The organism is Mycobacterium sp. 5-140-3-2 (genome assembly GCF_035666375.1).
In the GTDB taxonomy this organism is placed as follows: Bacteria; Actinomycetota; Actinomycetes; order Mycobacteriales; family Mycobacteriaceae; genus Mycobacterium; species Mycobacterium intracellulare.
This window is the reverse complement of record NZ_CP142025.1, coordinates 5,519,466-5,542,915: the sequence shown is the minus strand read 5'-3', so window position 1 is coordinate 5,542,915 and position 23,450 is coordinate 5,519,466. Positions and strand designations below refer to the sequence as shown.

The 23,450-nt window shown below is 67.7% G+C and carries 16 protein-coding genes and 1 pseudogene; 10 read left to right on the top strand and 7 right to left on the bottom strand.

Features of this window, described 5'->3' with window-relative positions; all coding sequences use genetic code 11:
- The first annotated feature begins 17 nt into the window (after positions 1-17).
- The 8 genes and pseudogenes from P6281_RS25995 to P6281_RS25960 all read left to right on the top strand — a co-directional run bounded on the left by P6281_RS25995 (position 18) and on the right by P6281_RS25960 (position 12,681).
- Positions 18-347 carry a DUF2563 family protein gene (locus tag P6281_RS25995; protein WP_036454275.1) on the top strand — a complete coding sequence of 110 codons (330 nt, stop codon included), beginning with the start codon at positions 18-20 and terminating at the stop codon, positions 345-347.
- Between the two features lie 583 nt (positions 348-930).
- Positions 931-1,583, top strand: a pseudogene (locus tag P6281_RS26205) (hypothetical protein).
- A 341-nt stretch (positions 1,584-1,924) separates the two neighbouring features.
- The gene (locus P6281_RS25985; RefSeq protein WP_202284567.1) at positions 1,925-2,476 is read left to right on the top strand and encodes a hypothetical protein; all 552 of its coding nucleotides are present in this window, start codon (positions 1,925-1,927) and stop codon (positions 2,474-2,476) included.
- 1,507 nt (positions 2,477-3,983) lie between these two features.
- Entirely contained in the window at positions 3,984-4,835 is an 852-nt protein-coding gene (locus P6281_RS25980; protein ID WP_237394145.1) for a DUF5631 domain-containing protein, read from the top strand.
- Between the two features lie 242 nt (positions 4,836-5,077).
- Positions 5,078-5,863 carry a hypothetical protein gene (locus P6281_RS25975; protein ID WP_036454271.1) on the top strand — a complete coding sequence of 262 codons (786 nt, stop codon included), beginning with the start codon at positions 5,078-5,080 and terminating at the stop codon, positions 5,861-5,863.
- 273 nt (positions 5,864-6,136) lie between these two features.
- Positions 6,137-6,973 (top strand): transglycosylase SLT domain-containing protein, encoded by an 837-nt coding sequence (locus tag P6281_RS25970; RefSeq protein ID WP_014943197.1) that lies wholly within the window; start codon positions 6,137-6,139, stop codon positions 6,971-6,973.
- Between the two features lie 2 nt (positions 6,974-6,975).
- Positions 6,976-8,463, top strand: coding sequence for a type VII secretion protein EccB (gene eccB / locus P6281_RS25965; protein ID WP_014381539.1), 1,488 nt, complete (start codon positions 6,976-6,978; stop codon positions 8,461-8,463).
- A gap of 3 nt (positions 8,464-8,466) precedes the next feature.
- A complete protein-coding gene (locus P6281_RS25960) occupies positions 8,467-12,681 on the top strand; it encodes a type VII secretion protein EccC (RefSeq protein ID WP_009953125.1) in 4,215 nt (1,404 codons plus the stop codon).
- Here P6281_RS25960 and P6281_RS25955 read toward each other — a convergent pair.
- A complete protein-coding gene (locus tag P6281_RS25955) occupies positions 12,662-15,517 on the bottom strand; it encodes an MMPL/RND family transporter (RefSeq protein ID WP_324738556.1) in 2,856 nt (951 codons plus the stop codon). The two genes, P6281_RS25960 and P6281_RS25955, sit on opposite strands and share 20 nt — an antisense overlap.
- Entirely contained in the window at positions 15,510-15,890 is a 381-nt protein-coding gene (locus P6281_RS25950; protein ID WP_324738555.1) for a hypothetical protein, read from the bottom strand. The genes P6281_RS25955 and P6281_RS25950 overlap by 8 nt, the downstream gene beginning before the upstream one ends.
- Before the next feature lie 133 nt (positions 15,891-16,023).
- Here P6281_RS25950 and P6281_RS25945 point away from each other — a divergent pair, with 133 nt between their 5' ends.
- Both P6281_RS25945 and P6281_RS25940 read left to right on the top strand, forming a co-directional pair.
- A complete protein-coding gene (locus P6281_RS25945) occupies positions 16,024-17,241 on the top strand; it encodes a sensor histidine kinase (protein WP_324738554.1) in 1,218 nt (405 codons plus the stop codon).
- Positions 17,238-17,894: a response regulator gene (locus P6281_RS25940; RefSeq protein WP_008262428.1), complete on the top strand. Its 657-nt coding sequence runs from the start codon at positions 17,238-17,240 to the stop codon at positions 17,892-17,894. The genes P6281_RS25945 and P6281_RS25940 overlap by 4 nt, the downstream gene beginning before the upstream one ends.
- Positions 17,895-17,898: 4 nt before the next feature.
- Here the strand turns inward: P6281_RS25940 and P6281_RS25935 are convergent, their stop codons facing one another.
- The 5 genes from P6281_RS25935 to P6281_RS25915 form a co-directional block, all read right to left on the bottom strand.
- Positions 17,899-18,159: a hypothetical protein gene (locus tag P6281_RS25935; RefSeq protein ID WP_014381536.1), complete on the bottom strand. Its 261-nt coding sequence runs from the start codon at positions 18,157-18,159 to the stop codon at positions 17,899-17,901.
- Between the two features lie 184 nt (positions 18,160-18,343).
- A complete protein-coding gene (locus tag P6281_RS25930) occupies positions 18,344-19,687 on the bottom strand; it encodes an aromatic ring-hydroxylating oxygenase subunit alpha (protein WP_008262426.1) in 1,344 nt (447 codons plus the stop codon).
- A gap of 12 nt (positions 19,688-19,699) precedes the next feature.
- Complete coding sequence (locus tag P6281_RS25925) at positions 19,700-21,460, bottom strand: N-acyl-D-amino-acid deacylase family protein (protein ID WP_014386128.1); 1,761 nt, start codon at positions 21,458-21,460, stop codon at positions 19,700-19,702.
- Positions 21,461-21,586: 126 nt separating this feature from the next.
- Positions 21,587-22,723, bottom strand: coding sequence for a phosphotransferase (locus P6281_RS25920; RefSeq protein ID WP_179960094.1), 1,137 nt, complete (start codon positions 22,721-22,723; stop codon positions 21,587-21,589).
- Positions 22,724-22,825: 102 nt separating this feature from the next.
- Positions 22,826-23,446: a TetR/AcrR family transcriptional regulator gene (locus P6281_RS25915; protein WP_014386126.1), complete on the bottom strand. Its 621-nt coding sequence runs from the start codon at positions 23,444-23,446 to the stop codon at positions 22,826-22,828.
- Positions 23,447-23,450: the final 4 nt, after the last annotated feature.

Below are 23,450 nucleotides of genomic sequence, written 5' to 3'. Positions count from 1 at the left end.
GTTCGGAAGGAGTGCCAATGTTCGTCAATACGGAGCAGTTGCACTCGGGAGGCAACCAGTCCCACCGCGCTGGTGGACACGCCCAAGAAGGGGCCGATCACCTCGCCGGCGGAACCCTGGAATCGGGGATGTTCGGCGACTTCGAAGCGGCCAACTCCTTCCACAACGCCGTGACCACCGCGCACGGGCAGCACGTCAAAAACCTGCAGGGCCACAGCGAGACGCTCACCAGTGTCGGGACGAAGGCACACCACGCGGCCAACGGGTTCACCAATATGGATCAGCACAACGCTGAAGAGCTGAAGGCGGTGCGGCCGAGTTCGGGCCCGTCGGCGCTGAACGCCTGAGGAAGGCTCGTGGCGGAAGAGCGCCCCTCTAATGCGGTTGCGGGTCCGCCTTTCGGGCAGTGGACGCCGGGCTATCCGCCTCCGCCATCGCAGCGCTCCCGGTTCTCGCCGGCAATCGTGTGGGGGCGTTTGTTATAGCGGCGGCTGCGACGATAGTGGCTGTCGTCGCACTAATTGTGGCTACGGCCCGGTCGCAGGTTATGTGCCTCCGCGACAAACGCTGCGCCGAGATTCACTGCCGCCGAGGACTTCCGCGGCACAGCGACAACTGCGCGATACGTACAACCTAGCCGCACGCGCCGTGCGGTCCATACGAATGGCAGCAATCCTGCACTGGCGCGTATTGCGCTCGTTAATGCTGTCGCGATGCTTGATAGCACGTACGCCGGTCCAGCCCTTGACAACAAGCATCGAGATAGCAGGCGAACTAGGCACGGCGTATCGCACGCTGACCGCGAATGTAGTAGCGATGCCTGCACCGAGCGCGAATACAGAGCAGCTCTGAATGATGTTGGCGCGAAGGACGCCGCGATGAGATAGGTATGCGGGAGCGGGTGACCTACCTCCTCGCAAGCCAGGGTGATTGATCATTAGTCAGTTAGCTGCTCAACTATTGGAGCAGTCTCCGGGAAACGGTCTCGGAGGGAGTGGGGATGAGGAGGACGTATGGCGGGGGATTTGCCTCCAGCTTCGGGTGGGGGGCCAGCCGCGGGCCCGCCACCGAATCCGATGCACTGGCCACCAGCGTTCCCCACCCAGCCGCCACCACGCCCGCGGGCATGGTCAGCGATCATCCTGGCCGCGATTGCCGCACTGCTGGGCACGGCAGCTCTAGTTGTCGCGCTCACGCGGCCAGTGGGAAACTCTTCGACGACCTCCGCTACCACTTCTACGACACCTTCGTACACTGCGGAGCAAACGGTGGCAGCGCACGAGAAGTTATGTGATGCATACAAGTTGGCGTCGCGTGCAGTGCAAATAGAGACGAATGGCACTAACCAGGCATTCGCGGGAATTGCCACAGTGAATGGCGCAGTGATGTTGCAAGAAGCCGTGAATACCAATCCGGGGCTTGCTCCGAGTGAACGTGCCGCCGCGCTCGCCTTAGCTGAGGCCTACAGCAACGTTGCGGCCACATCTAGCTTGGCGGGGGGCCAAGACCCGGCATGGCAATCAGCGTTAAACGATGCCAACACCAAGGACGCCTCGATGAAGAAGATCTGTGGGAGCGGGTGACCTACGTCTGGGAGTGGTAGGGCGGATGGCAGCGCGTCCGTTGCAAAAGCTGCTGGCCGCTATGTGGCGAGCATACGGCGGGAGCCTGCCCCGACATCCTGGTGAGGGCCATTCGCCGACCGATGCAACGCAATGCAATGAGATCTGGTTTTCCTGCACACTCCTAGACCACGCAAATAGCCGCGCTTCCTGTGGACACCCGAGTGGTTAGCAAGGCACGAGGACACGCCACTTCCATAGTGAATTGCTGTCGTCGTGTCGCCTGCCTCACTATTGAAACGTTAAGGGTGCCGGGCACTCGGAAACGCGACGTACGGCGCTGCCGACGAATAGGGGGACGGATGGAGGGCGATCTGCCTTCGAGCCTGAGCCAGGGGCCGGTCGCACAGCCGCCCGCGGGGAACTCTCCACCGGACCCAGTTGGGCAGACCGCGACGGGCTCATACCCACGGCTGGCGATTGCGGTAGCAGCGACGGCTGCGATAGCTGTCGCTGCGCTTGTCGTGGCGCTAACTCGGTCAGCACATCCGAATTCGTCGCTGACCACCACTACGGCGCCGACACATACCGCCACTGAAACTGCGACGGCGCAGCAGCGGCTTTGCGATACCTACAAGTTGGTCGCCAGGGCCGTCCAAGTTGATACGAATGGCAGCGATAAGGCGTTCGCGCGCATCGCCCTTACCAACTCCGCGGTCCTGCTTTACAGCGCATCCAACGACCCTGCCCTGGACGAGCGGCCCCGCAGCGCAGCCCAGGCACTAGCGACGACGTACCTGACGGACACGGCCAAGAGCAGCGAGGGAGTTGCCAGCGATTCAGAATTTCAGGAGGCTGTCGCCGACGTGAACGCAAAGGACGCGGCAATGAAAAAGGTATGTGGTGTGGGTTGACCTCCCGCCAGGCACATGGACAGCGGCGCTGATCGGACCTTGGTGGCCGGCACCGTCGACGGCTCTGCGAGCCGGTGCCGAATATTGGAGCGAAGCGTGTGCGGAGCAGCAACTCTATTCACAGACTTTGCGCACCCAGTGGACGTTATTCGCGGCTCACAACCAGGGTCATACGGCGGATGACCTTATAGATCGATTCCAGCAGGGCGAGAAGTTTCATCTAGACCTCGCTGAGAAGTACCAGACAAAGGCGTCGGCCTTCAATTCGGCTGCTGACGCCACCGACTATGCACGCAGTCGATTGTCCGACATAGCGAACACCGGTAATAACGAAATCAATCAAATCCTTGCCTCGAAAAAACCGCTTCCAGAGAAATTGGCGGAAGTACAAGCTGTGCAGATGCGTTGCAACACCGATGCAGCAAATGCCAGTCGGGACGCAGTAGACAAAATGATGGGAGCAACGCAGAAGATCCTCGATATTGAGGGTATGGGCGGCGACGCCCGTAGCTGGGCGCGCGCAAATGGTTTTAATGCCGGTGATGCATCCCCGCCCAGCCCGATCAGTGAGCATGACCTGAATTCGGCTACACCGCAATCTGGTGGATCGGGTACGCAAGCGCTTGGGCGCGGCGCAGAGCGGGGCGGGGATGCGCCAGCCGCGGCATCAGCGGGGTCAGGTGTAGGCGGAGGACAAGGTCGTGTTGGTTCTTCGCCGGGAGGCGGCGCGCCGGCTCATACGGCAGCTCTCGGTGGCAGCGGGGGCCACGGTGCTGAGATGCAAGGTGGCGGTGGAGCAACGGGACCATCGCAAGCGGTCAGCGGTCTGCAGGGGCATGGCGTACAGACGCCGGGTGGTGCTGGGCCAACAGGACCATCGCCAGCGGTCAGCGGTCTGCAGGGGCATGGCGTACAGACGCCAGGTGGCGGTGTGACGACTGGACCATCATCAGGGGCGCCAGTGGGTGGCCTTCAGGGACACGGCACGCAGTTCCCGGCTTCGTCAACAGGAGCCTCGACAGCTGTGCCGTTGGCCACCGGCGGTGGCGGCACGGTCTCGCCAGGGATGCCAGGCGTACCTGGCGGCGGTGGTATGTCCATGTCGCCAGCCGGCCTCGGCCAGGGCCTCCAGCCCAACCTGGCTCAGTCGTTCACATCCGGATTCGCCACGGGCCAGGCGACAGGCCCTGGGGGGCAAGCGTTTTCAGCGGGGGCCTTTAACGCGTTCGATGGCGGGGCGCCCCAAACTGCCCAGGGTGTACCGGCAGTTACGCCGACCGTGCCCAGCGCGGGAGCGTTCGTCGCGGCAACGCCTCCCGTCGACGCGCCGCCACCCGCGGCGCCCGCGCCAATGACAACTGGCGGAACCACTTCAGTAGCGCCGGCGGTCATGACCGGTAGTTCGTGGTCGTCCGCAGCGAGCGTCGGTGGCGGCCCGTCCATTCCGTCGGGATCGTTGCCTGCCTACGGATCCGACCTCCGTCCACCCGTTGTGGCGCCACCATCGATGCCGTCCGCACCGGCTGGTCCGATCTCGGGCGCGCCGGTAGCACCGTCGCCGGCGTCGTCCCCGTCGGCGGGCGGACCGCTGGTCTCGCCGGTCGAGCGCACGGCACCCGGCGCGGCCGCCGCGCAGGCCGGCACAGGGTCGTCTGCGATGGCCAGCGCGTCGACAGCGTCCGCGGCCGCGGGCGCGACCGCCGGCGCGACATCCGCAAGGGCCGCCGAACAACAGCGCCTCCAGCGGCTCGTTGATGCGGTCGCCCGCCAGGAGCCGCGCCTGTCATGGGCAGCGGGACTCCGCGACGACGGCACCACCACGCTGCTCGTCACCGACCTCGCTGGCGGCTGGATTCCGCCCCACGTCCGGCTGCCCGCCCACGTATCCCTGCTCGAGCCGTCGGCGCGGCGCCATGACGCCAACGTCGTCGACCTGCTCGGCGCCATCACGGTCGCGGCCGCGCACCACGCCAACACCTATGTCGCAGAACCGGGTTCCGACGAACCAGCACTGAGTGGCGACCGTCCGGCGCGCTCGGCCGCGCCCCAAGTCGACGAACTTGGGCCCACCCTGGTCGAAGCGGTGCGCCGTCGCGACGGACTACCGCGGATTGCGCAGGCCGTTGCCGCGCCCGCGGTGCGAAAGACGGGTGTGCTGGAAAGCGAAATCGAGATGTTGCACGAATGCGTCGCCGACATTCAGCACTCGGTCATGAGTGCATATCCCAATCACGATCCAGCGGCGGTCGGCGATTGGATGCTTTTAGCGGCGATTGAGGCGTTGATCGATGGGCACGAGTACCTCACCAATTACCATCTGGCCTGGTTCGAGGCGATCAGCCACCGCAGCGGTTCGTAGCGGCCCTCAATCTCAGGTGAATACCGTTCCGGGCGTCTTATGCCAAAATGACGGTACGAGTAATCGAAACTGCCTGAATAGGCGCCGACGGTTGCGGGTGCTGTGAACGGGGTGGAGGTGAGATCGTGGGCAACGGAATCAGAAGTGATCCGTTCTCAACCAACGTGCTAGTTGGTGGGCCCCCGGCGTCGATCCCGAGGCCGGGTCCTGCTGCGCCGGGCGATCCGTCGCCCGTGGGCGGCATGCAAGGGGCAATCGGAGCAGCCGGCAACGCCGGCGTCCCGCAAGATGCCGCCGATGCCGAAGCGGCCGACGCGGACCGCCGCGCGCACGCCGCCGATGCCGCGGCCAAATTCCCGGCCAACGAGGCAAACGGGCAGCAAGAGATGCAGATGATCCAGCAAATGCTGTCCAGCGTGACCGGCGCCATGGGCGGCGCAATGGGCGGCGTCATGGGGCCGATGACCCAGCTTCCCCAGCAGGCGATGCAGGCCGGCCAGAGCGCGCTCCAGCCGCTGATGAGCGCCGTTCAAGGCGCGCACGGGGCCGCGTCCCTCGCCGACAGCGCGCACCTGGTCGACAGTGTCGGATCCGGCGGCGCCGGACTCGGCGGCGGTTCCGGCGGCGGCGCCGGCCTCGGCGGTGGCGGCACGGTTCCGGCCAGCTCACTGGGCCCGCCGCCAGTGCCGACATCGTCGCCACCGACGACGCCAGCCGGCGCGAAGGCCCCGATAATGCCGGCAACCGGTGGCATGCCCGCCATGCCCGGACAGACGGGAATGACCGGCATGCCGATGATGCCGCCAGGTGCGATGGGCGCCGGTGGCGAAGGCGGCAACAAGGACAAGCCGGTCGAAAAGCGGGTGACCGCCCCGGGCGTGCCCAACGGCCAGCCGGTCAAGGGCCGCCTGACGGTCCCGCCGAGCGCCCCGGGCAGCAAATCCGGCGAGGCTAAGCCGACGGTGGTCACCAACAGGCCCAACCGCCGGATCGTGATCATGCCGTCCGAGGACGAGCCGAAGGACTAGCCCCAACCGACCGACAGGTGAGTGGTTCGGTAGTCCGTCCGGCAGTAGGGTCGCTACGTAATCGCGGCCGGCCGGCCCCAAGTCATATTGGGTTGCCCGTTATTGACAGCACAACTGTCGATACGTGCATGCTATGAGGTACGTCTGCAGCGACCGCGGAATCCGCGGCCAGGAGGGTGTGGGAGTACTAGCTCGAGTGTCCGGCAAGGATGCGGCGCCGTGGCGGCGCACAGGTGGATTGGGGCGGGGACGTCGATGACCGATCCCCTGAGAATGCAAGCGGTCGCGGCATTGGTCCGCGCCCACAACCTGTTCGCGGGCGCCCCGATCAGCCCGCACATCGGTGATGTGGCGGAGCCGACGCACGCGATGGCGCGCCACGCCGCGGCGCTACCGAAAACGGCGTCCGCCCGCTCGGGCGCCTCGATAAAACTGCTGAACCACTCAAGCCACGCCGACCGGACGGTGGGGGACATCATCGCGGCGGCGCGCGCCGATCACGCGCACGCTCGGGCGGCGACGCGCGCGGTGCTCGAAGCCGCCGAATCGGACGTGACCCCGGCCGCCGATACGCCTATGGGCCGGCGGGAAGCCATGGCGCGCACGGCGACACGGCTGCGCACCCAACACCGCCACGTCACCAAAGCACGACGGCGCGCAAAACTGCTCGCGCGGCGACTACGACGCCTGCACTACCCGCAGAGGCGGTCGATGCACGGAAATCACGCGAGCGGGCGCCAGGCGGTCTTGGCGGCCATCCGTAAAGCGCTGGATATCAAAGGCATTCATGATCCGGCGGCGCGCGCCCGCTGGGAACGCGGGATGGACCTGGTCGCCCGCCGCGAGTCCAATTACAACGCAAACGCGATCAACAACTGGGATTCCAACGCGGCGCGGGGAACCCCCAGCAAGGGTGCCTTTCAATTCATCGCGCCCACGTTCGCGGCCTACCACCAGCCAGGGACCTCGCGCGACATTCACAACCTCGTCGCGCAGGCATGCGCGTTCATCAACTACGCGATGGGCCGCTACGGGGTCGCGGTCGACGCGTCGAATCTCGCCGATCGGATTCAGCAGGCCGATCCTCGCCGATCACCCAAGGGGTACTGAGCATGCCGCTGAGTTTGTCTAATCGCGACCAGAACTCCGGGCACCTGTTCTACAACCGGCGGCTGCGGGCGGCGACCACCCGGTTCTCGGTCCGCATGAAACACGACGACCGCAAGCAGACGGCCGCGCTGATGCTGTCCATACTCCTCGTGGCTATCGCCTCGGGCTGGATGCTTCTGCTGAACGTGCTGAAACCCACTGGCATCGTGGGCGATTCGGCGATCATCGGCGACCGCGACTCCGGGGCGCTCTACGCCAAGATCGACGGTCGGCTCTACCCGGCGTTGAATTTGACCTCCGCGCGGCTGGCGACGGGAACGGCGAACCAGCCGACGTGGGTGAAACCCGCTGAGATAGCGAAGTATCCGACCGGGCCGCTGGTCGGTATTCCCGGCGCGCCGGCAGCGATGCCGGTCCATCGGGGCGCCACCTCGGCCTGGGCGGTGTGCGACACCGCGGGACGCCCGCGCAGCCCGGAAAGGCCCGTGGTGACCTCGATCGCCGGCCAGCTCGACGCCTACGATCGCGCCACTCCGCTGCGCGATGACGCCGGGCTGCTGGTCACGTTCGAGGGCAACACCTTTGTCATCTGGGGCGGCAAACGCTCCCAGATCGATCCGGTCAACCGGGCGGTCACGCTGAGCCTGGGGCTCGACCCGGGAGTGACGCTGCCGGTGGAGATTTCGCGGGCCCTGTATGACGCGTTGCCGGCGACCGAGCCGCTCGGCGTCCCGCAAGTGCCCCTGGCGGGGACCCCGTCGACATGGGTCTCGGGATCACAGGTGGGCGCGGTGCTGCAGGCCCAAACCGCCAGCGGGGGCAAGCAGTTCTACGTCCTGCTGCCCGAGGGCGTGCAAAAGATCACCAGCTTCGTGGCCGACCTGTTGCGCAGCGCCAACTCCTACGGGTCGACGGCGCCGCGCGTGGTGACCCCCGACGTGCTGGTCAACATCCCCGAGGTGACGTCGCTGGCCGTCGACTACTACCCGACCAAGCGCCTGAATTTCATTGACACGGCGGCCGATCCGACCACCTGCGTCGGCTGGGAGAAGGCGTCGACGGATCCGCGGGCGCGCGTCGTGGTCTATAACGGGCGCGGCCTGCCGACACCGTCCTACCTGGACAACCGCATCGTCCATTTGGTGCGTGACGACAACGACCCGGCATCGGTGGTCGCCAACCAGGTGCTGGTGTTGCCGGGCGCGGCGAACTTCGTGACATCGACCAGCGGCGTGGTCACCTCGGACTCCCGCGAATCGTTGTTCTGGGTGTCCGACAACGGGGTTCGGTTCGGGATCGCGAACGACGAGACCACGCTGCGAGCCCTCGGGCTCGATCCGGGCTCGGCGGTCCAGGCGCCCTGGCCGCTGCTGCGGACTTTCGCTGCGGGTCCCGCGCTGTCTCGGGAGGCAGCGCTTTTGGCGCGCGACACCGTGCCGGCGCTGGGCAAGGTGGCTGTGGTGACGACATCGGCGAAGCCGGGAGGCTAGAGAATGTCCAAGAAAGCGTTCCCCATCAACCGCGTCAAGATCGAGCCGCCGAAACCGGTTCGGGTAGCCCCCAGCGCGCCGATCGCGCTGCCGGAACGCGAGCCCCGCAACATCTGGGTGATGATCGGCGTGCCGGCGCTGATCGTCGCGCTCATCGGCACCATCGTCATGCTCTATGTCTCCGGCGTCCGCAGCCTGACCACCGGCTTCTTCCCACTGATGGGCATCGGCGCCTTCAGCATGCTGGCGTTCTCCGGACGCTTCGGCCGAGCCCGCAAGATCACCTGGGGCGAAATGGAAAAGGGCCGCCGACGCTACCTTCGCGACCTCGACAGCAACCGCGACGAAATCCAGACCGCCGTGTGCGCGCAACGCGAGTGGCAGAACTCCGTGCACTCCGACCCGCGCGGCCTGGGCGCCATCATCGGCGGCCCACGCATGTGGGAACGCGGCCGCGCCGACGCGGACTTCCTGGAGGTGCGGCTCGGCACGGGGGTCCAGCACGCGCCCGACTCGGTGCTGTCGGTGACCTGGCCCGACATCGCGTCCGACGAGGAGCTCGAACCCGTCACCGGGCAGGCGCTGCGCGATTTCATTTTGGAGCAGCGCAAGATTCGCGACATCGCCAAGGTGGTGAACCTGCGGTCGGCGCCCGGATTCAGCTTCGTGGGCGAGGACCTGGACCGGCTGCGGTCACTGATGCGCTCCGTGTTGTGCTCGCTGGCGGTTTTTCACAACCCGCGCGACGTCAAGCTGATGGTGGTGACCCGCAACCCCGAGGTGTGGTCGTGGATCGTGTGGCTGCCGCACAACCTGCACGACGAACTGTTCGACGCGTGCGGCTTTCGGCGCCTGGTCTTCGCCACGCCGGAGGAACTCGAAGAGACGCTGGGCGCCGAGCTGCACATGAAGGGCAAGCGCGGCGCCTGGACTCCGCTGGCCGCGGCCAGCCCCACCGCCATGGGCTCGGCCCTGGAAACCGCCACGGACACCGTCGATTTGGGACCGCACCTGGTGATCGTCGACGACAACACCGGCAGTCCCGACGCCTGGGAGAGCGTCGTCGGCCAGGTCGGCAAGGCGGGAATCACCCTGCTGCGCATCGCCTCACGCGTCGGCACCGGCGTGGGCTTCGCCACCGACCAGGTGTTCGAGCTCAGCGAGCGGCACAGCTCACCCAATGGCTCGGTCAACGGCGAAGTGGCCCTGCGCCGGAACGGATCGGACTCCGACGGGGAAGACGGCCGCCCCGCGCCCCTGCTGCGCGTGCGCAACAAGTTCTTCGCGCACGCCGACCAGCTTTCGGTGCACCGCGCCTACCGCTACGCGCGCGCGATGGCACGCTGGTCACCGACCAGCCGCAGCGAGATCGCCGATTCCGTCAGCGGCGCAACCGAATTGCTGCGCGCCCTGGGGATCAGCGACCCGCGCGACCTTGACGTCGACCGGCTATGGGCCGAGCGGCGCGGCCGCGGCGACGAGCGCTGGTGCGAGGTTCCCGTCGGCGCCAAACCCAACGGCGAGCTGCAGAACATCACCATCCGCGCCAAGGACTTCGGCGGCTTCGGTTTCCACTCGGTGGTGATCGGCACCAGCGGGTCGGGCAAGTCGGAGTTCTTCTTGTCGCTGGTTTACGGCATCGCGCTGACCCACTCCCCGGAGACGTTCAACGTCATCTTCGTCGACATGAAGTTCGAGTCGGCGGCCCAGGACATCCTGGGCATCCCCCACGTGGTGGCCGCGCTGTCCAACCTCGGCAAGGACGAGCGCCACCTGGCCGAGCGGATGCGCCGGGTCATCGATGGTGAGATCAAACAGCGCTACGAGCTTTTCACCTCGGTGGGCGCCCGCGACGCGAACGACTACGAGGAGATCCGCCTCGCCGGACGCGACCTGCCCCCGGTACCGGTGCTGCTCGTCATCGTCGACGAGTACCTGGAGCTGTTCGCCAACCACGAGAAGTGGATCAACCTCATCATCCACATCGGTCAGGAAGGCCGCGGCGCCAACGTGTTCTTCATGCTGGGCGGCCAGCGCCTGGACCTGTCCTCGCTGCAAAAGGTCAAGTCCAACATCGCCTTCCGCATCGCGCTGCGCGCCGAGTCCGGCGACGACAGCCGCGAGGTGATCGGCTCGGACGCCGCCTACCACCTGCCGTCGAAGGAGAACGGCTTCGGCCTGCTGAAGGTGGGGCCGCGCGATCTGGAGCCGTTCCGCTGCTTCTACCTCTCCGCCCCGTTCGTGGTGCCGAAGACCAAGGAAGTCGCGGAGACGGTCGACATGACGCTGACCAAGCCCCGCCTGTACAACTGGCAGTTCCAGCCGTTGGACGCCGCGGACGCCACGGCGTTGGAAGCCGCCGCCGCCGTGGACGCCGAGCCCGACGAATTCCTGTACTACGACGACGGTTTCAAGCGGAAGAAGATCGTGGACGTGCTGCGGGAGTCGTTGCACAACGTGCCGCACCGCTCGCCGCGCCGGCCGTGGCTGGAGCCCCTGGAGGATCCGGAGCCGATCGACGTTCTGGTCGCGGGCTACCGGGGCAAGCCCTGGCACGTCGACTACGGGCAAAACCCGGGCCTGATGTTCCCGGTCGGTGTCATGGACATCCCCGAAGAGTCCAAGCAGGTGGTGCACGCGGTCGACGCGCTGCGCAGCAACGTGATCGTGGTCGGCGCCAAGCAGCGCGGCAAGACGACCACCTTGATGACGCTGATGTGTTCGGCTGCAACGATGTACAGCCCCGCCCGCGTCACGTTCTTCTGCATCGGCGGGGCGACCCTCGCGCAGGCCGCGTCGCTGCCGCACGTCACCGACATCGTGTCGCCGAAGGACGCCGAGGGCATCGAACGCATTTTGAGCAGCATGGACGCGCTGATCGATGCCCGCGAAGACTCGTTCCGGCGGCTCAAGATCGACCTCGACGGTTTCCGCGAGCGCCGGTTCGCGCCCGGCAGCGACGGGCTGGGCGGCACCGACGCGAACGACCCGTTCGGCGACGTCTTCGTGGTGGTGGACGACTACGACGACCTGTATTCGAAGGACACCGTTCTGGGTGACCGCATCATCTCGTTGAGCAGCCGCGGTCCCGAGTACGGGGTGCACGTCATGTGCAGCGCCGGCGGCTGGATTCACGGGCAACGGCAAAGCCTGCTGCAAAACGCCACGGCGCGAATCCAATTGCGCTTGGCAGATCCGAGCGAAAGCCAGATGGGGCACTCGTCGCTCGAGTCGCGCGACGCGGCCCGCCGGACACTGAACCGCCCCGGCTTCGGTCTGACCGACAGCCTGCACGAGCTGCGCGTCGGCGTGCCGGCCCTGTCCGACCCTGCCACCGGCGCGATGGTCAGCATCGTGGACGTCGGAGCCCGCATCGCGGACGTCGCCGGCGTCACCAAGCACGCAACCCTGCAGCGGTTGCCGCAGCGGGTGGAACTCAAGGCGATCCTGGAATACGAGGCCGCCCACCCGACCGGCGACCATCTGTCGATCTCTTTTGCTATCGGAGAGCGCCACGAACTCGGGCCGGTGCCGATCAAGCTGCGCGAAAGCCCGGGCGTGATGATCCTGGGCCGGCAGGGCTGCGGAAAGACCCTGTCGCTGGTCTCGATTGGCGAGGCGATCATGAACCGCTTCAGCCCCGAGGAAGCGCAGCTGACCCTGATCGACCCCAAGACCGCCCCGCACGGCCTGCGCGATCTGCACGGGCCGGGCTACGTGCGCGCCTACGCGTACGACCAGGACGAGATCGACGAGGTGATCACCGCCTTGGCGCAGCAGGTGCTGCTGCCCCGGCTGCCTCCCAAGGGTCTGAGCCAGGAGGAGCTGCGCGCGCTCAAGCCGTGGGAAGGGCCGCGGCACTTCGTGCTCATCGACGACATCGGAGACCTGCGCCCGGATCAGAGTTACCCGCCCAAACCGCCGGTGGGAGCCGCATTGTGGAAGCTGATGGAACGTGCCCGCCAGATCGGCCTGCACGTGTTCACCACCCGCAACAGCGCGAACTGGGCGACGCTGCAAATGGATCCATGGATCAGGTTCCAGAACTCGGCGAAAGTCGCCCAGCTCTACATGGACAACGACCCGCAGAACCGGATCAACCGCAACGTGCGCGCCCAGGCGCTCCCACCGGGACGCGGCCTGCTGGTGAGCGCCGACGGCGACGTCGAAGGCGTGCTGGTCGGGCTGCCGTCGACGTTCACACCCCCACCGCAGTAAGCAGCTGCGGCTCAGGCGTTTTCACCGCCTCGGCCATGGCGCGGCGGGGCGGACGGCTCGGCCACCAGAACCACCGGCCCAGCAGCGCCACGATGGACGGCACGACGAACGCCCGCACCACCAGGGTGTCGAGCAACAGCCCGACCGCGATCGTCGTGCCGATCTGGGCGATGCTGAGCACGCTGCTGCTCAGCAAGGCCAGCATGGTCAGACCGAAGACGATGCCCGCGACCGTGACCACTCCGCCGGTGCCGCCGAAAGCGCGAATGATGCCGGTGCGCAGGCCCGCCGCCGCCTCTTGCTTGATGCGCAAGGCGAGCAACAGGTTGTAATCCGCGCCGACGGCGATCAGCGCGATGAACGCGATCGGGGCGACGGACCAATGCAGATCCTGATGAAGCAGGTGCTGCCAAATCAGCACGCTGGCACCGACGGCCGAGGCGTAGGACAACACGACGGTGCCGACGACGACGAGTCCGGCGACCGGGCTGCGCAGCATCGCGGTGACGATCAAGAAGATGAGCACCAGCGCGGCGCCGACCAGCAGGGTGGTGTCACTGGCGACGAAGCGCTGCAGATCGGCGGTCACCGGCCCGACGCCGGCGAGGTCGACCTCCAGCGGCGTCAGGGTTCCCTCCTTGGTGGCCTCCTTGATGGCGGCGCGAACCTGGTCCGCCCGGTTGGCGCCATCGGCCCCCCATTCGGAACCGTCGCCATAGACCAACAGGTATGCGCCGCGACCGTTTTCGGAGATGAGGTGGCGAAGCGCGGTGGTGTACCGAGGGTCGGTCAACGCGCGCTGCGGCATGTAGAAGTCCCCCGCGGCGCTGCCCCGAAATTGCGTGGCGATCTCGTTCAGGTAGTCGGTCAGCTGATGCATTTGAGGTCCGAGCGCGTCGGTCAGGCTCAGCAGGTCGCGTGCGGCCGAACGGGCCTGTCCCAACGCGTCTTTCATCGAGGCCACGCTCTGCGGCAGGCCGGCCATCGCGGCAGCGGCCGCGCTCGATCCACTGGTCAGTTTCGCCGCGCCGGCATCGAGCCGAGAGGAGGTCTGCACCAGGCTGTCGACGGGCTGTAGCACCCGGTCCACCGTCGAGCAGATCGGGCTGGCCGCGCAGTCGGGGGTCCGTACGACGAAGTCGCGCAGTGGGTCGAGGTAGCCTGACACCGTCGTGACGTTGCGCTGCAGCCCGTCCATGCCGGCGCGCATGTCGGTGGCGGCGCCGGACATGTCGGCCAATCCCGCACTGCCGCCGCGCAAGCCGTCGCCGAGGCCGTCGACGGCGGTCTGGGTCTGCGCCAGCGCGCCGTCCAATTCGGAGACCCGCTTCAGACGCTGGGTCAGCGAATCCATCGTGTCGCCGAACTGGCGGCCGAGCACGCCGGCCTGATAGCTCAGCGTCGCCTGTTCGGGAACCTTGCCGTCGGGGCGGCTGGCGGACTGCACCGCACGCACCCCCGGCACGGCCATGATGTGACGCGTGATTCGCTCGATGGCGATCAGGCCGGCGGGGTTGCGCAGGTCGTGGTCGGCCCGGATCCCTACTACGTCGGGCAGCAGCGAGTTCGCCGCGAAATGCCGTCCGGCGCTGGCATAGCCGCGGTTGGAGTCGGTGGACGACGGCGTGGCGGCGGGCTCGTTGAAGCCGACCCGCATGCCGGCCAACGGCAGCGCGACGAGCAGGCACAAGCCCAGTGCGGCGACCAGGATCGGGCCCGGCCAGCGCGCCACCGACGTCCCGACCCGACGCCACCGTCGCGCGGTGGTGGACGGCCGCGGTTCGAGATACCCGTGACGTACCGCCAGGCTCATCAGCGCGGGCGTCAACGTCAGCGCCGCGACCATGGTCGCCAGAATACCGATGGAGCAGGGCAACCCGGCGCTGCGGAACGAACCGACCTTCGCGAACACCAGGCAAGCCAGTGCCACCGACACGGTCAGCGCCGATCCGATCACCACGGGCGCGATGGAACGGTAGGCCTGGGTCAAGGCCTGGGCCGGGGCCACACCGTTGCGGCGGCCTTCGTGATAGCGGCCGACCAGGAAGATCGCGTAGTCGGTACCCGCACCGAGGGTCATGGCGGCCATCAGCGCCACCGAAAACAGCGACACCTCAACAATATTGGCCTGGCCGAGGGCGGCGACGACGGCACGCGCGAGGGCCAGGGCGATTCCGACCGAGATCAGCGGTATCGCGGCGGCCACCGCCGAGCGGTACACCATCAGCAACAACAGCAGGATGAGACCGATGGTGGCGGCGGTGATTCCGAGCATCTGTCGGTCGATCGCGGAGAATTCGTCGACGATCGTCGCGCCGGGGCCTGTGACATGGACTTCCAGGCCCGATGGCGGCGCGAGTTTGTGGATGGTGCCGCGCACGGCGTCCACCGAATCGCGCGCCTGCGCGGTGCCGAGCATTCCGGCGAGCCGCACCATGACGCTGACCGCCTTGCCGTCCGAACTTTGTGCGCCGGCCGCCGTGGCGGGCTGCGACCACAGGTCGGTCACCGCGTATACGTGGCGCTGATCCGAACCCAGCGAGGCCGTCAACGCGTCATAGAACCGGCGGTCGGCCGGCGTCAGCCGCTGATTGTGTTCCAGCACAACGTAAACGAAGTTGTTGCTGGGCGTCTGGTTGAACAACTGGGCGGCCCGCGCGGCCGCCTCGGCGCTCGGCGCGCCGGGCGGCATGAAGGAGCGGGCATGGGAGTCGACGACGCGTTCCAGTTGTGGGACGGCGAGATTGGCCGCGGCGGCGGCCAGGATCCAGAGGCCGATGATGGCGACCGCGTAGCGCGACGTCAGTCGCGCAAGGCTTCCCATTCGGTCATGCAACGGTCTGCCGATCGCCGGTGGGCCCGCCGAAAAGACCCACGGCCACATGTTCGCCCCGCGACAACGCCCGCACCCGCACCGACCGGCGTGACCCGATCCTCACCAACGCGTGCAGGCCCGGCTCGGCGGCCTCAAGATTGGCCCGCACCTGTTCGGCCGACGCGCCCTCGTGGGCCGCCTGGTCCAGCTTGGCCACCAGCATGGTGATCCAGCGCTGGCCGAGCGAAAGCATCAGGCCCTCCGCGTCGCCGAACAGCTCGGGCACCTCGGATGAGTTGTCGATCAACACAAGTGCCGCCTGAGGGTCCGTCTCGGCGGCCTTGATGACTTCGGCCATGAAGGCCATGCGGTCGTGCAGCAGTGTCCATGTCATGACTCGACGTTAGGAAAGCGGCCGCCCGCCGCGCGTCGTGCCGAAGTGCAGTCTTTGTCTCCTACCACGGGCGGAGGCGGGTGCCGTCCGCAGAAGGATGTGACGAAGCACCGGCCTCTTCTAGGATTGGACGATGTTGCGCGCCGCAGCGGGTCACGTGCGGGAACTACTTCGCCGACGAAGCGAGCTGATTCCCGTCGGCATCACCTGGGCGGCGCTGATCTCGGTCGACCTCGCCCTCGTGCTGGGCGGCGTGATCGGGACGCTGCAGCGGCCCGTCTCCGACCTGCCCGTGGCGCTGACCGCGTTCGCCCTGGCGTTGTCACCGTCGTTCGCGTTCTTGATCTTCAACATGAAGATGACCCCGGGCCCGTTGTGGGCCACCTGGTCGGTGTCCAGCGCATTGACGCTGTTTGGAACGTCGACACCCATTCACGCCGATTTCGCCCCGGCGTTGTTGGTCCTGATGGTCTTGGTCGTCGCGACATTGGCGTCGGTCCTCGGCGGCTTGCTGGCCACCGCGTCGGCGGCCGCGATGTTGCTCACCGCGTCCGCGCTGCACCGCCTGGACACGGTCGTGCTGTACCTGGGGTTCATCACGGTGGGCTGGCTGCTCGGCTACCTGATGCGCACCCAGCGGCTGCTGCTGGCCGAACAGATCGCGGCACAAGAGGCACTGGCCGAGCACGCCGCCGCCGACGAACGCCGCCGCATCGCGCGCGAAGTGCACGACGTCATCGCGCATTCGCTCAGCATCACCCTGTTGCACGTGACCGGCGCGCGCCGCGCGCTGCAGCAGGATCGCGACGTCGATGACGCGGTCGATGCGCTGGAGCAGGCCGAGAAGCTCGGCCGGCAGGCGATGGCCGACATCCGCCGCACCGTCGGCCTGCTCGACAACTGGCCGACCAAAACGGCGCAGACCACGCCCGAACCCGGCATCGACGACGTCCCGGCGCTCGTCGCGGGCTTTCAGCAAGCGGGCCTGGCCGTCACGCTGTGCGTCGAAGGGCCCACCGACCACGTCTCGGCCGCGGTGGGCCTCGCGCTCTACCGCATCACCCAGGAGTCGCTGGCCAACATCGCCAAGCACGCGCCGGAGTCGAAAGCCAGTGTGGTGCTCGACATTTCGCCGGTGTCGGCACGGCTCGCGGTCAGCAATCTGCTCCCGGCCGCCGTGGTGGCCGCGAAATCGGCGGAGGGGCGTGGCTTGCGCGGCATGCGCCAGCGCGTCGACCTGCTCGGCGGCGCCCTCGACGTCGGCCCGACCCGGGACGGGTGGTCGGTGCGCGCCGAGATCCCGCTGCACGAAGGCGACACCACCTGGCGCCCGCGATGGTGCAAGCTGTGACCGACCCGGCGCCCGAGATCACCGTCCTCCTCGTGGACGACCAAGACCTGGTGCGTTCGGGTCTGCGCCGAATCCTGCGCCGCAAAGACGGTTTCGTCATCGTCGCGGAGTGCGCCGACGGTGACGAGGTGCCCGCCGCGGTGGCCGAGCATCGACCCGACGTCGTCGTGATGGATCTGCGGATGCGCCGCGTCGACGGCATCGAGGCGACCCGCAGGCTGGGCGGCAGGCCGCCGGTGCTTGCGCTCACCACCTTCAACGAGGACGAGCTGCTGTCGGGGGCGCTGCGCGCCGGGGCGGCCGGTTTCGTGCTCAAAGACTCCTCGGCCGAGGAGTTGATCCGCGCGGTGCGCGCGGTCGCCAGGGGAGACAGTTACCTGGATCCCGCGGTGACCTCGCGGGTGCTCACCACCTACCGCAAGGCGGCTCCCGGCCCGCGCGGCGCGGCGATCGCCGAGCTGACGACCCGCGAGCTCGACGTCCTGACATTGATCGGCCAGGGCCTGTCCAATACCGAAATCGCCGGCAAACTCTGCATTTCCGGCGTCACCGTCAAGAGCCACATCGGGCGGATCTTCGGCAAGCTCGACCTGCGCGATCGCGCGGCCGCGATCGTCTATGCGTACGACAACGGCATCGTCGCCCCGCGCTGAGGAGCTACAGCGGCGCCGTCGGCTCCGCGAGGTTCAGCAGGAGGTAGGCCATGCACACCAGGAAGTTCAGCACCACCATGACCAGGCCCGCGAACATCAGCGATCGGGCGCCGCGTTGCCGGAGCCGCTTGTACCTGGCGGCGCGAGACTCGCGGTCGAGCCGGATCGCGATCAACGCAAAATTCAGGTTGATCATTTCGTGAGCGGCCAGCGGCGCGCCCTCCAGCATTGCCCGCAACCGCTCCGGCGCCGTGCGGACGCCCACCCGCGCGAAACGGTGGCACAGGCGTCGCTCCCGCCTGCGGCGGAGTGTGTGATACGGCAGCCGTAGCTGCCGCGCAAGTTGCCCTCGATCGTCCCCCCAGGGGTAAGACGGGGTCATCACAAGCGGGATTCTAAATCGCTCGAGGGCACTTTCGCCCTGTGTACACGAACTATGTTGCGACAGATCATTTCGCCGCGCCGCCGCTCATTTGCTGGGCGGCCGGCAGGTCGAGGTAGCGCTCCAGGTTGCGGTGCATGTTGATCACGCGGCGTTCCTCGCTGGACAACACCAAGTGAGTGAAGCCGGGTTGGTGCATGCCGCGCTGCAGGCCGGGGAGCACCGCGATGTCCTGGGTGAGCACGACGCCCGGCTCGGCCGCGTCGGCGGCCATGCGCACATCGGCCGGCTTGGCGCGCGGCGCGCCCGGCGGCATCCGGGTCGTCAAGAACATCACCAGCTCGCCCTTATCGGGGTCGGCGCCCGGGCGCGAACACATGACGGTCAGGTGGTCGGCGTTGGCTAACAGGGTCATGTTGGGGAACACGTTGTACTGGTGCAATCGGGTCATTCGGTCGGTGTCGGCCCAGTTGAGATCGACGCCGCGGCCCGCGGCGAAGGCCCGGGTTCGCTCGGCGATCAGTTCGGCCACCGTCTGCCCGGGCCGGCGTTCGTCGGCGGGAAAGGGCGTGCCCTCGGCCGCGCCCATCAGCGCTCCCTGCGTGTAGACGTAGGCGTCCCACACCTCTTCGTCGGTCAGCGCGCCGCCCAGGCGAGGGCTCGGCACGCCGTAGGGCTGATCCGACTTTCCGGTATGGCCCCAAATCCGTTGCGGCGCATGGATGTCGTCGACGCAACGCAGTAGCTCGGGATGCAGGGTCTGGATGTGGTAGGTCTCGCTGTAGCCGTCCGCGATCGTCTTCCAATTGGCGTCGACGTCGACCGTGAGCGTGGCGTAGCAGCGGAAGTCCTCCAGCCGGCACCAGGCGATGTCGTCGGGCACCGCCTCCAGGTATTCGATCAGGGGCATCGCGTCGAGGTCGAGGTTGACGAAGACGAGTCCCGCCCACGTCTCTACCCGGGCCGGTATCAGCGGAAAGTCGGACATGCGCAGCGAGCCGAAGCCCTTGCGGTTCGGCACCCGTTTCAGCGCGCCGGCCAGGTCCCAGGTCCACCCGTGATAGCCGCACTTGAGTTCGCGCAGGCCCGAACCCGAGCCCGTGCACAACGAATTGCCGCGATGCCGGCACACGTTCTGGAACGCGCGGATCTCCCCGTCGTCGTCGCGGACGATCAGCACCCCGTACGGCCCGCAGCGGTACTCGAAATAGTCACCGGGCGCCGCGATGTGGTCGACCATGCACGCGAGCTGCCACACCCTCGGCCACATCCGCTCCACCTCGAGTGCGGCGAAGGCCGGGGAGTAGTACCGCTCGGCCGGCACCAGCGTCGGGTTCTCCGGCGGCGCGCCGATCGCATCCTCCTGGACGTGCGAGCGGGTGCGCGTCGGGTTGCGGGCGGCCGTTGCCATGGTTCGGAGCTCTCAGCGGGCTCCGCGAACCAGGCGTCCGGGGCGGGCCCCGGTGTCGACGTCCTTGCGGCGGGTGACGGTCCCGCTGACGATGGTCGCCGCATAACCGCTGGCGCCCTGCAGGATCCGGTTTCCCCCGGCCGGCAGGTCGAACGCCATCGCCGCCGGGTGCAGCCTCAGCGCGTCCATGTCGATGACGTTGATGTCGGCCTTCTTGCCGGGTTCGATGGTGCCGCGGTCGGTGAGGCCGAACAGATGCGCGGTGTCACGGGACTGTTTGCGGATCACGTATTCCAGCGACAATTTCTCGCCCCGCTTACGGTCCCGCGCCCAGTGCGTCAGCAGGAACGTCGGATAGGAAGCGTCGCAGATCATCCCGCAGTGCGCGCCGCCGTCGGACAGCCCGAGCACGCCGGCGGGGTGCAGCATCATCTCGCGGATCGCGTCGCAGTTTCCGTCGGCGTAGTTGAACAGCGGCAGCATCAGCATGTTGGTCGCGTCGGACTCGAGCATGAGGTCGTACAGCGTGGACAGCGGGTCCTCACCGCGGGCCTGGGCGATCGCGGCGACGGTGCGGTCCGGGGTGGGCTCGTAGTCGGGCGGGTTACCCAGCGAGTAGAGCCGCCCCAGCGAGTGCTGCACCAAAGCGAACATCCCGTCGAACAACAGGGTCGGGTCCACCGGCAGGTCGTCCTCGGACAGGATCGCCGCCTTCACCGCGGGATCGGCGAGCCGCCGTGCGAGCTCCTCGCGGCTGCACTCGGCCTTCAACCGGCGGTACGTGGGCCGGTGGCTGAAGCCGTGGTGGCCCTGGAAACCGATCATCATGCCGAACGGGCGCGCCGCGATCTGCGGATACAGGCGCGCGCCCGCGGCGTGTGCGTCCGCGGACAGGTCCAGCATCTCGCGCCACAGGTTCGGATCGGCGTCCACCTGGATCAGCGCGAACGACACCGGGCGGTCGATCTCGCCGCTCAGCCGTCGCATCCAATCGAGCTCCTTCTTGGGGCCGATGATGTCTTCACCCGCGGCGCCCTGCGGGGCCAGCTCGAACACCGCCTGGCCGCCGGCGGCCATGGCGCGGCCGAGGCCGAACAGTTCTTCCTCGGCGGCGAACGTGCCGGGTACGGGCTCGCCGTCCATCGCGCGGTGCCCCATCGTGCGTGACGTCGAGAAGCCGAGCGCGCCGGCCTCGATCGCCTCGCGGACCAACCGGCCCATCGCCTCGATGTCGTCCGGGGTCGCGGGCTCGTTGCGCGCACCCCGCTCGCCCATCGCGTAGGCGCGGATCGCGCCGTGCGCGACCTGGCTGCCCACGTCGACGGAGAACTTGTGCTTGTCGATCGCGTCGAGGTACTCGGGGTAGGTTTCCCAACCCCACGTGATGCCCTCGGTCAGCGCGGTGCCGGGGATGTCTTCGACGCCCTCCATCAGTTCGATCAGCCACTGCTCGGTGCCGGGCCGCACAGGGGCGAAACCGACGCCGCAGTTGCCGGTCACGATCGTCGTGACGCCGTGGCCGCTGGACGGCTCCAGCAGCCCGTCCCAGGTCACCTGACCGTCGTAGTGGGTGTGGATGTCGACGAAGCCGGGGGCCACCACATGCCCTGAGGCGTCGATGGTTTCGGCCGCCTCCCCGCCCATCTCGGGGCCGTCGGCGGAGCGGCGGACGACGTCGACGATCTTGCCGTCCTTGACGCCGACGTCGGCGCGGTAACGTTCGGCGCCCGTGCCGTCGACGATGGTTCCACCGGTGATCTTCAGGTCGAACATGAGACTCCTCTTCGCCGCCGCGGGCTGTCTCGGAGGGCTGAGCGGAAGGCGCACAGCATTTCGCTACGGTAGGTAGCGTAACTCGTGGCGTGGCGAAGGCAATAGCTTCGGCCGAATTCGCAAGCCCTACAAAGAACTCTTCAGCGCGGCGACGGTTTCCAGATCGTCGAGCGCGGCGACGCCCCGGCGCAGGCCTTCCATGGCGATGTCTTCGACCTGCATGCCGCCCATCCCGGTGGTGATCAGCGGGGCGACATAGGCGTACAGCGCGCCCTGGCGGAACCGCAGCCACAGGTCGTCGCGGTCCAGCTCGGGGCCTCCCGCCGCCACCAGCGCCCGCCGGTAGTCGTCGAGCAGCTCGCGTTGGCTGGCCCGCCGGTCCTCCGGGGTCAGGCTGGTGATCAGGGTGTAGGCGAGCTCGCGGCTGGGGTGCCCGCGTCGCACCGCCTGCCAGTCCAGCAGCCCGGCCTTGCCGCCGTGGAAGTACATGTTGCCGGGATGGGCGTCGCCGTGCATGACGGTGTGCGGGGGAGTGTCGATGAGCGCGGCCACGTCGCGGTAGTTGTCGGCGATGAACGCCGCCTTCTCGACCGGGATCGTGGTCCGCTCGGCAAGGCGCTTGATCGAGGTGTGCATCAGCGAGCCGGTCAACAACGACGTCACGTCGCCGGACGGCGTGTACAGCCAGCCCAGCGGCCCACGCCCGTCGCGCGGCAGCCGGTCCCAGAACGTGGCGTGCAGTTCGGCCAGCAGTTCGACGATGAGGCCGGCCTGGTCGGTCGAGAGCGGGTGCAAGGTGTCGGGGAACTCGCACGACTCTGCCGGGAGATCCTCCAGCACCAGCAGGTACCGGCCCGTCCACGGGTCGAAGGCCGCGCCGTAGCAGTAGGGAACGCCGATGACCTGCGGCGCGAGCTGCCGGTAGAAACGCACCTCGGTGTGCCCGAGCCGGCCGAGCTCACCCATCAGGCGGGTGGCAGCGGTCTGCGCCGCGACCTTGACGAACACCGACTCCGGGACGTTCTTGCCGGTCAGCACCAGCCGCGCGCGCGAGGACGTGCCCGCGTCCCTGCTCAGCACGCGCACCGACCGGACGGTGGTTCCCATGACGCGGGACAGGACCGCGGGATCGATCTCGTCGGCCGACCGAGGCAAGCCGAACCGGCCGCCCACCAGCGCGTCGGTCGCCACCCGGCCCGCGCCCCGGCCCAGGTGCGCGGCCAGGCCGACGAAGGAGAAGGCTTGTCCCACAGGGTTTTTCATGTCCATCCATCCCGGCTCTCAACCCGACGCCGGTGCTGCGCCAGCGACACCGACGCCGTCGGAGAAAACCAATCGAACGTCTGGACATCAGACAATATACCATTATTGTCTGATCTGTGGAACCAGGGCCCTCACCACGAGCTGTTCGACGAATTCGCGTTTGTCGGCCGCGGGGCGGTAGCGCCACGAGGGCGCCAGCAGGAAAAGGGTCGCTGCGTGCAGCCACTGCACGATCGAGCGGAAATCGACGTCCGGGTAGAGCAGCCCGGCCGCCTTCCAACGGTCGAGCAACGGCCCGTAATGCCGCAACAGCAGTTCGACAATCGGTTCGGAACCCTTCTCGAGCGCCGAGGCCACCGCGGTGCTCTCGGCCGCGAACAGCGCTTCGTTCAGCGGGTTGCCGTCCACGGATTCCACCCTTGCCAGCACCATCTCGGGCACCGACCGAACGGGGTCGTCGGGTGCGGGCAGCGAGCGCACCAACTCGCCGAGCGCGGTGTCAATCCGCGCCAGCATCAATCCCAGCAGGACGTCGTCGCGACCGGGAAAGTAGCGGTACACCGTCGAGCGCGACACCCCGGCCTCGTCGGCGACTTCGCCCATGCGGAACTGGGTGTTGCCGCGCCGGACGATGCAGCGCCCGGCGGCAGCCAGGATCCGTCTACGGGCCTCCTCGTCGTCGAGGATCGCGCGGTCGTCGCCCCACCGCCGGCTCGGTTCCATGGCG

Excerpts from the sequence above, each read along its gene's own strand:
- P6281_RS25995 (WP_036454275.1), top strand. The coding sequence starts at position 18 with ATGTTCGTCAATACGGAGCAGTTGCACTCGGGAGGCAACCAGTCCCAC.
- P6281_RS25985 (WP_202284567.1), top strand. The coding sequence starts at position 1,925 with ATGGAGGGCGATCTGCCTTCGAGCCTGAGCCAGGGGCCGGTCGCACAG.
- P6281_RS25980 (WP_237394145.1), top strand. The coding sequence starts at position 3,984 with ATGCCGTCCGCACCGGCTGGTCCGATCTCGGGCGCGCCGGTAGCACCG.
- P6281_RS25975 (WP_036454271.1), top strand. The coding sequence starts at position 5,078 with ATGCAAGGGGCAATCGGAGCAGCCGGCAACGCCGGCGTCCCGCAAGAT.
- P6281_RS25970 (WP_014943197.1), top strand. The coding sequence starts at position 6,137 with ATGCAAGCGGTCGCGGCATTGGTCCGCGCCCACAACCTGTTCGCGGGC.
- eccB (WP_014381539.1), top strand. The coding sequence starts at position 6,976 with ATGCCGCTGAGTTTGTCTAATCGCGACCAGAACTCCGGGCACCTGTTC.
- P6281_RS25960 (WP_009953125.1), top strand. The coding sequence starts at position 8,467 with ATGTCCAAGAAAGCGTTCCCCATCAACCGCGTCAAGATCGAGCCGCCG.
- P6281_RS25950 (WP_324738555.1), bottom strand. The coding sequence starts at position 15,890 with ATGACATGGACACTGCTGCACGACCGCATGGCCTTCATGGCCGAAGTC.
- P6281_RS25945 (WP_324738554.1), top strand. The coding sequence starts at position 16,024 with ATGTTGCGCGCCGCAGCGGGTCACGTGCGGGAACTACTTCGCCGACGA.
- P6281_RS25930 (WP_008262426.1), bottom strand. The coding sequence starts at position 19,687 with ATGGCAACGGCCGCCCGCAACCCGACGCGCACCCGCTCGCACGTCCAG.
- P6281_RS25925 (WP_014386128.1), bottom strand. The coding sequence starts at position 21,460 with ATGTTCGACCTGAAGATCACCGGTGGAACCATCGTCGACGGCACGGGC.
- P6281_RS25920 (WP_179960094.1), bottom strand. The coding sequence starts at position 22,723 with ATGAAAAACCCTGTGGGACAAGCCTTCTCCTTCGTCGGCCTGGCCGCG.
- P6281_RS25915 (WP_014386126.1), bottom strand. The coding sequence starts at position 23,446 with ATGGAACCGAGCCGGCGGTGGGGCGACGACCGCGCGATCCTCGACGAC.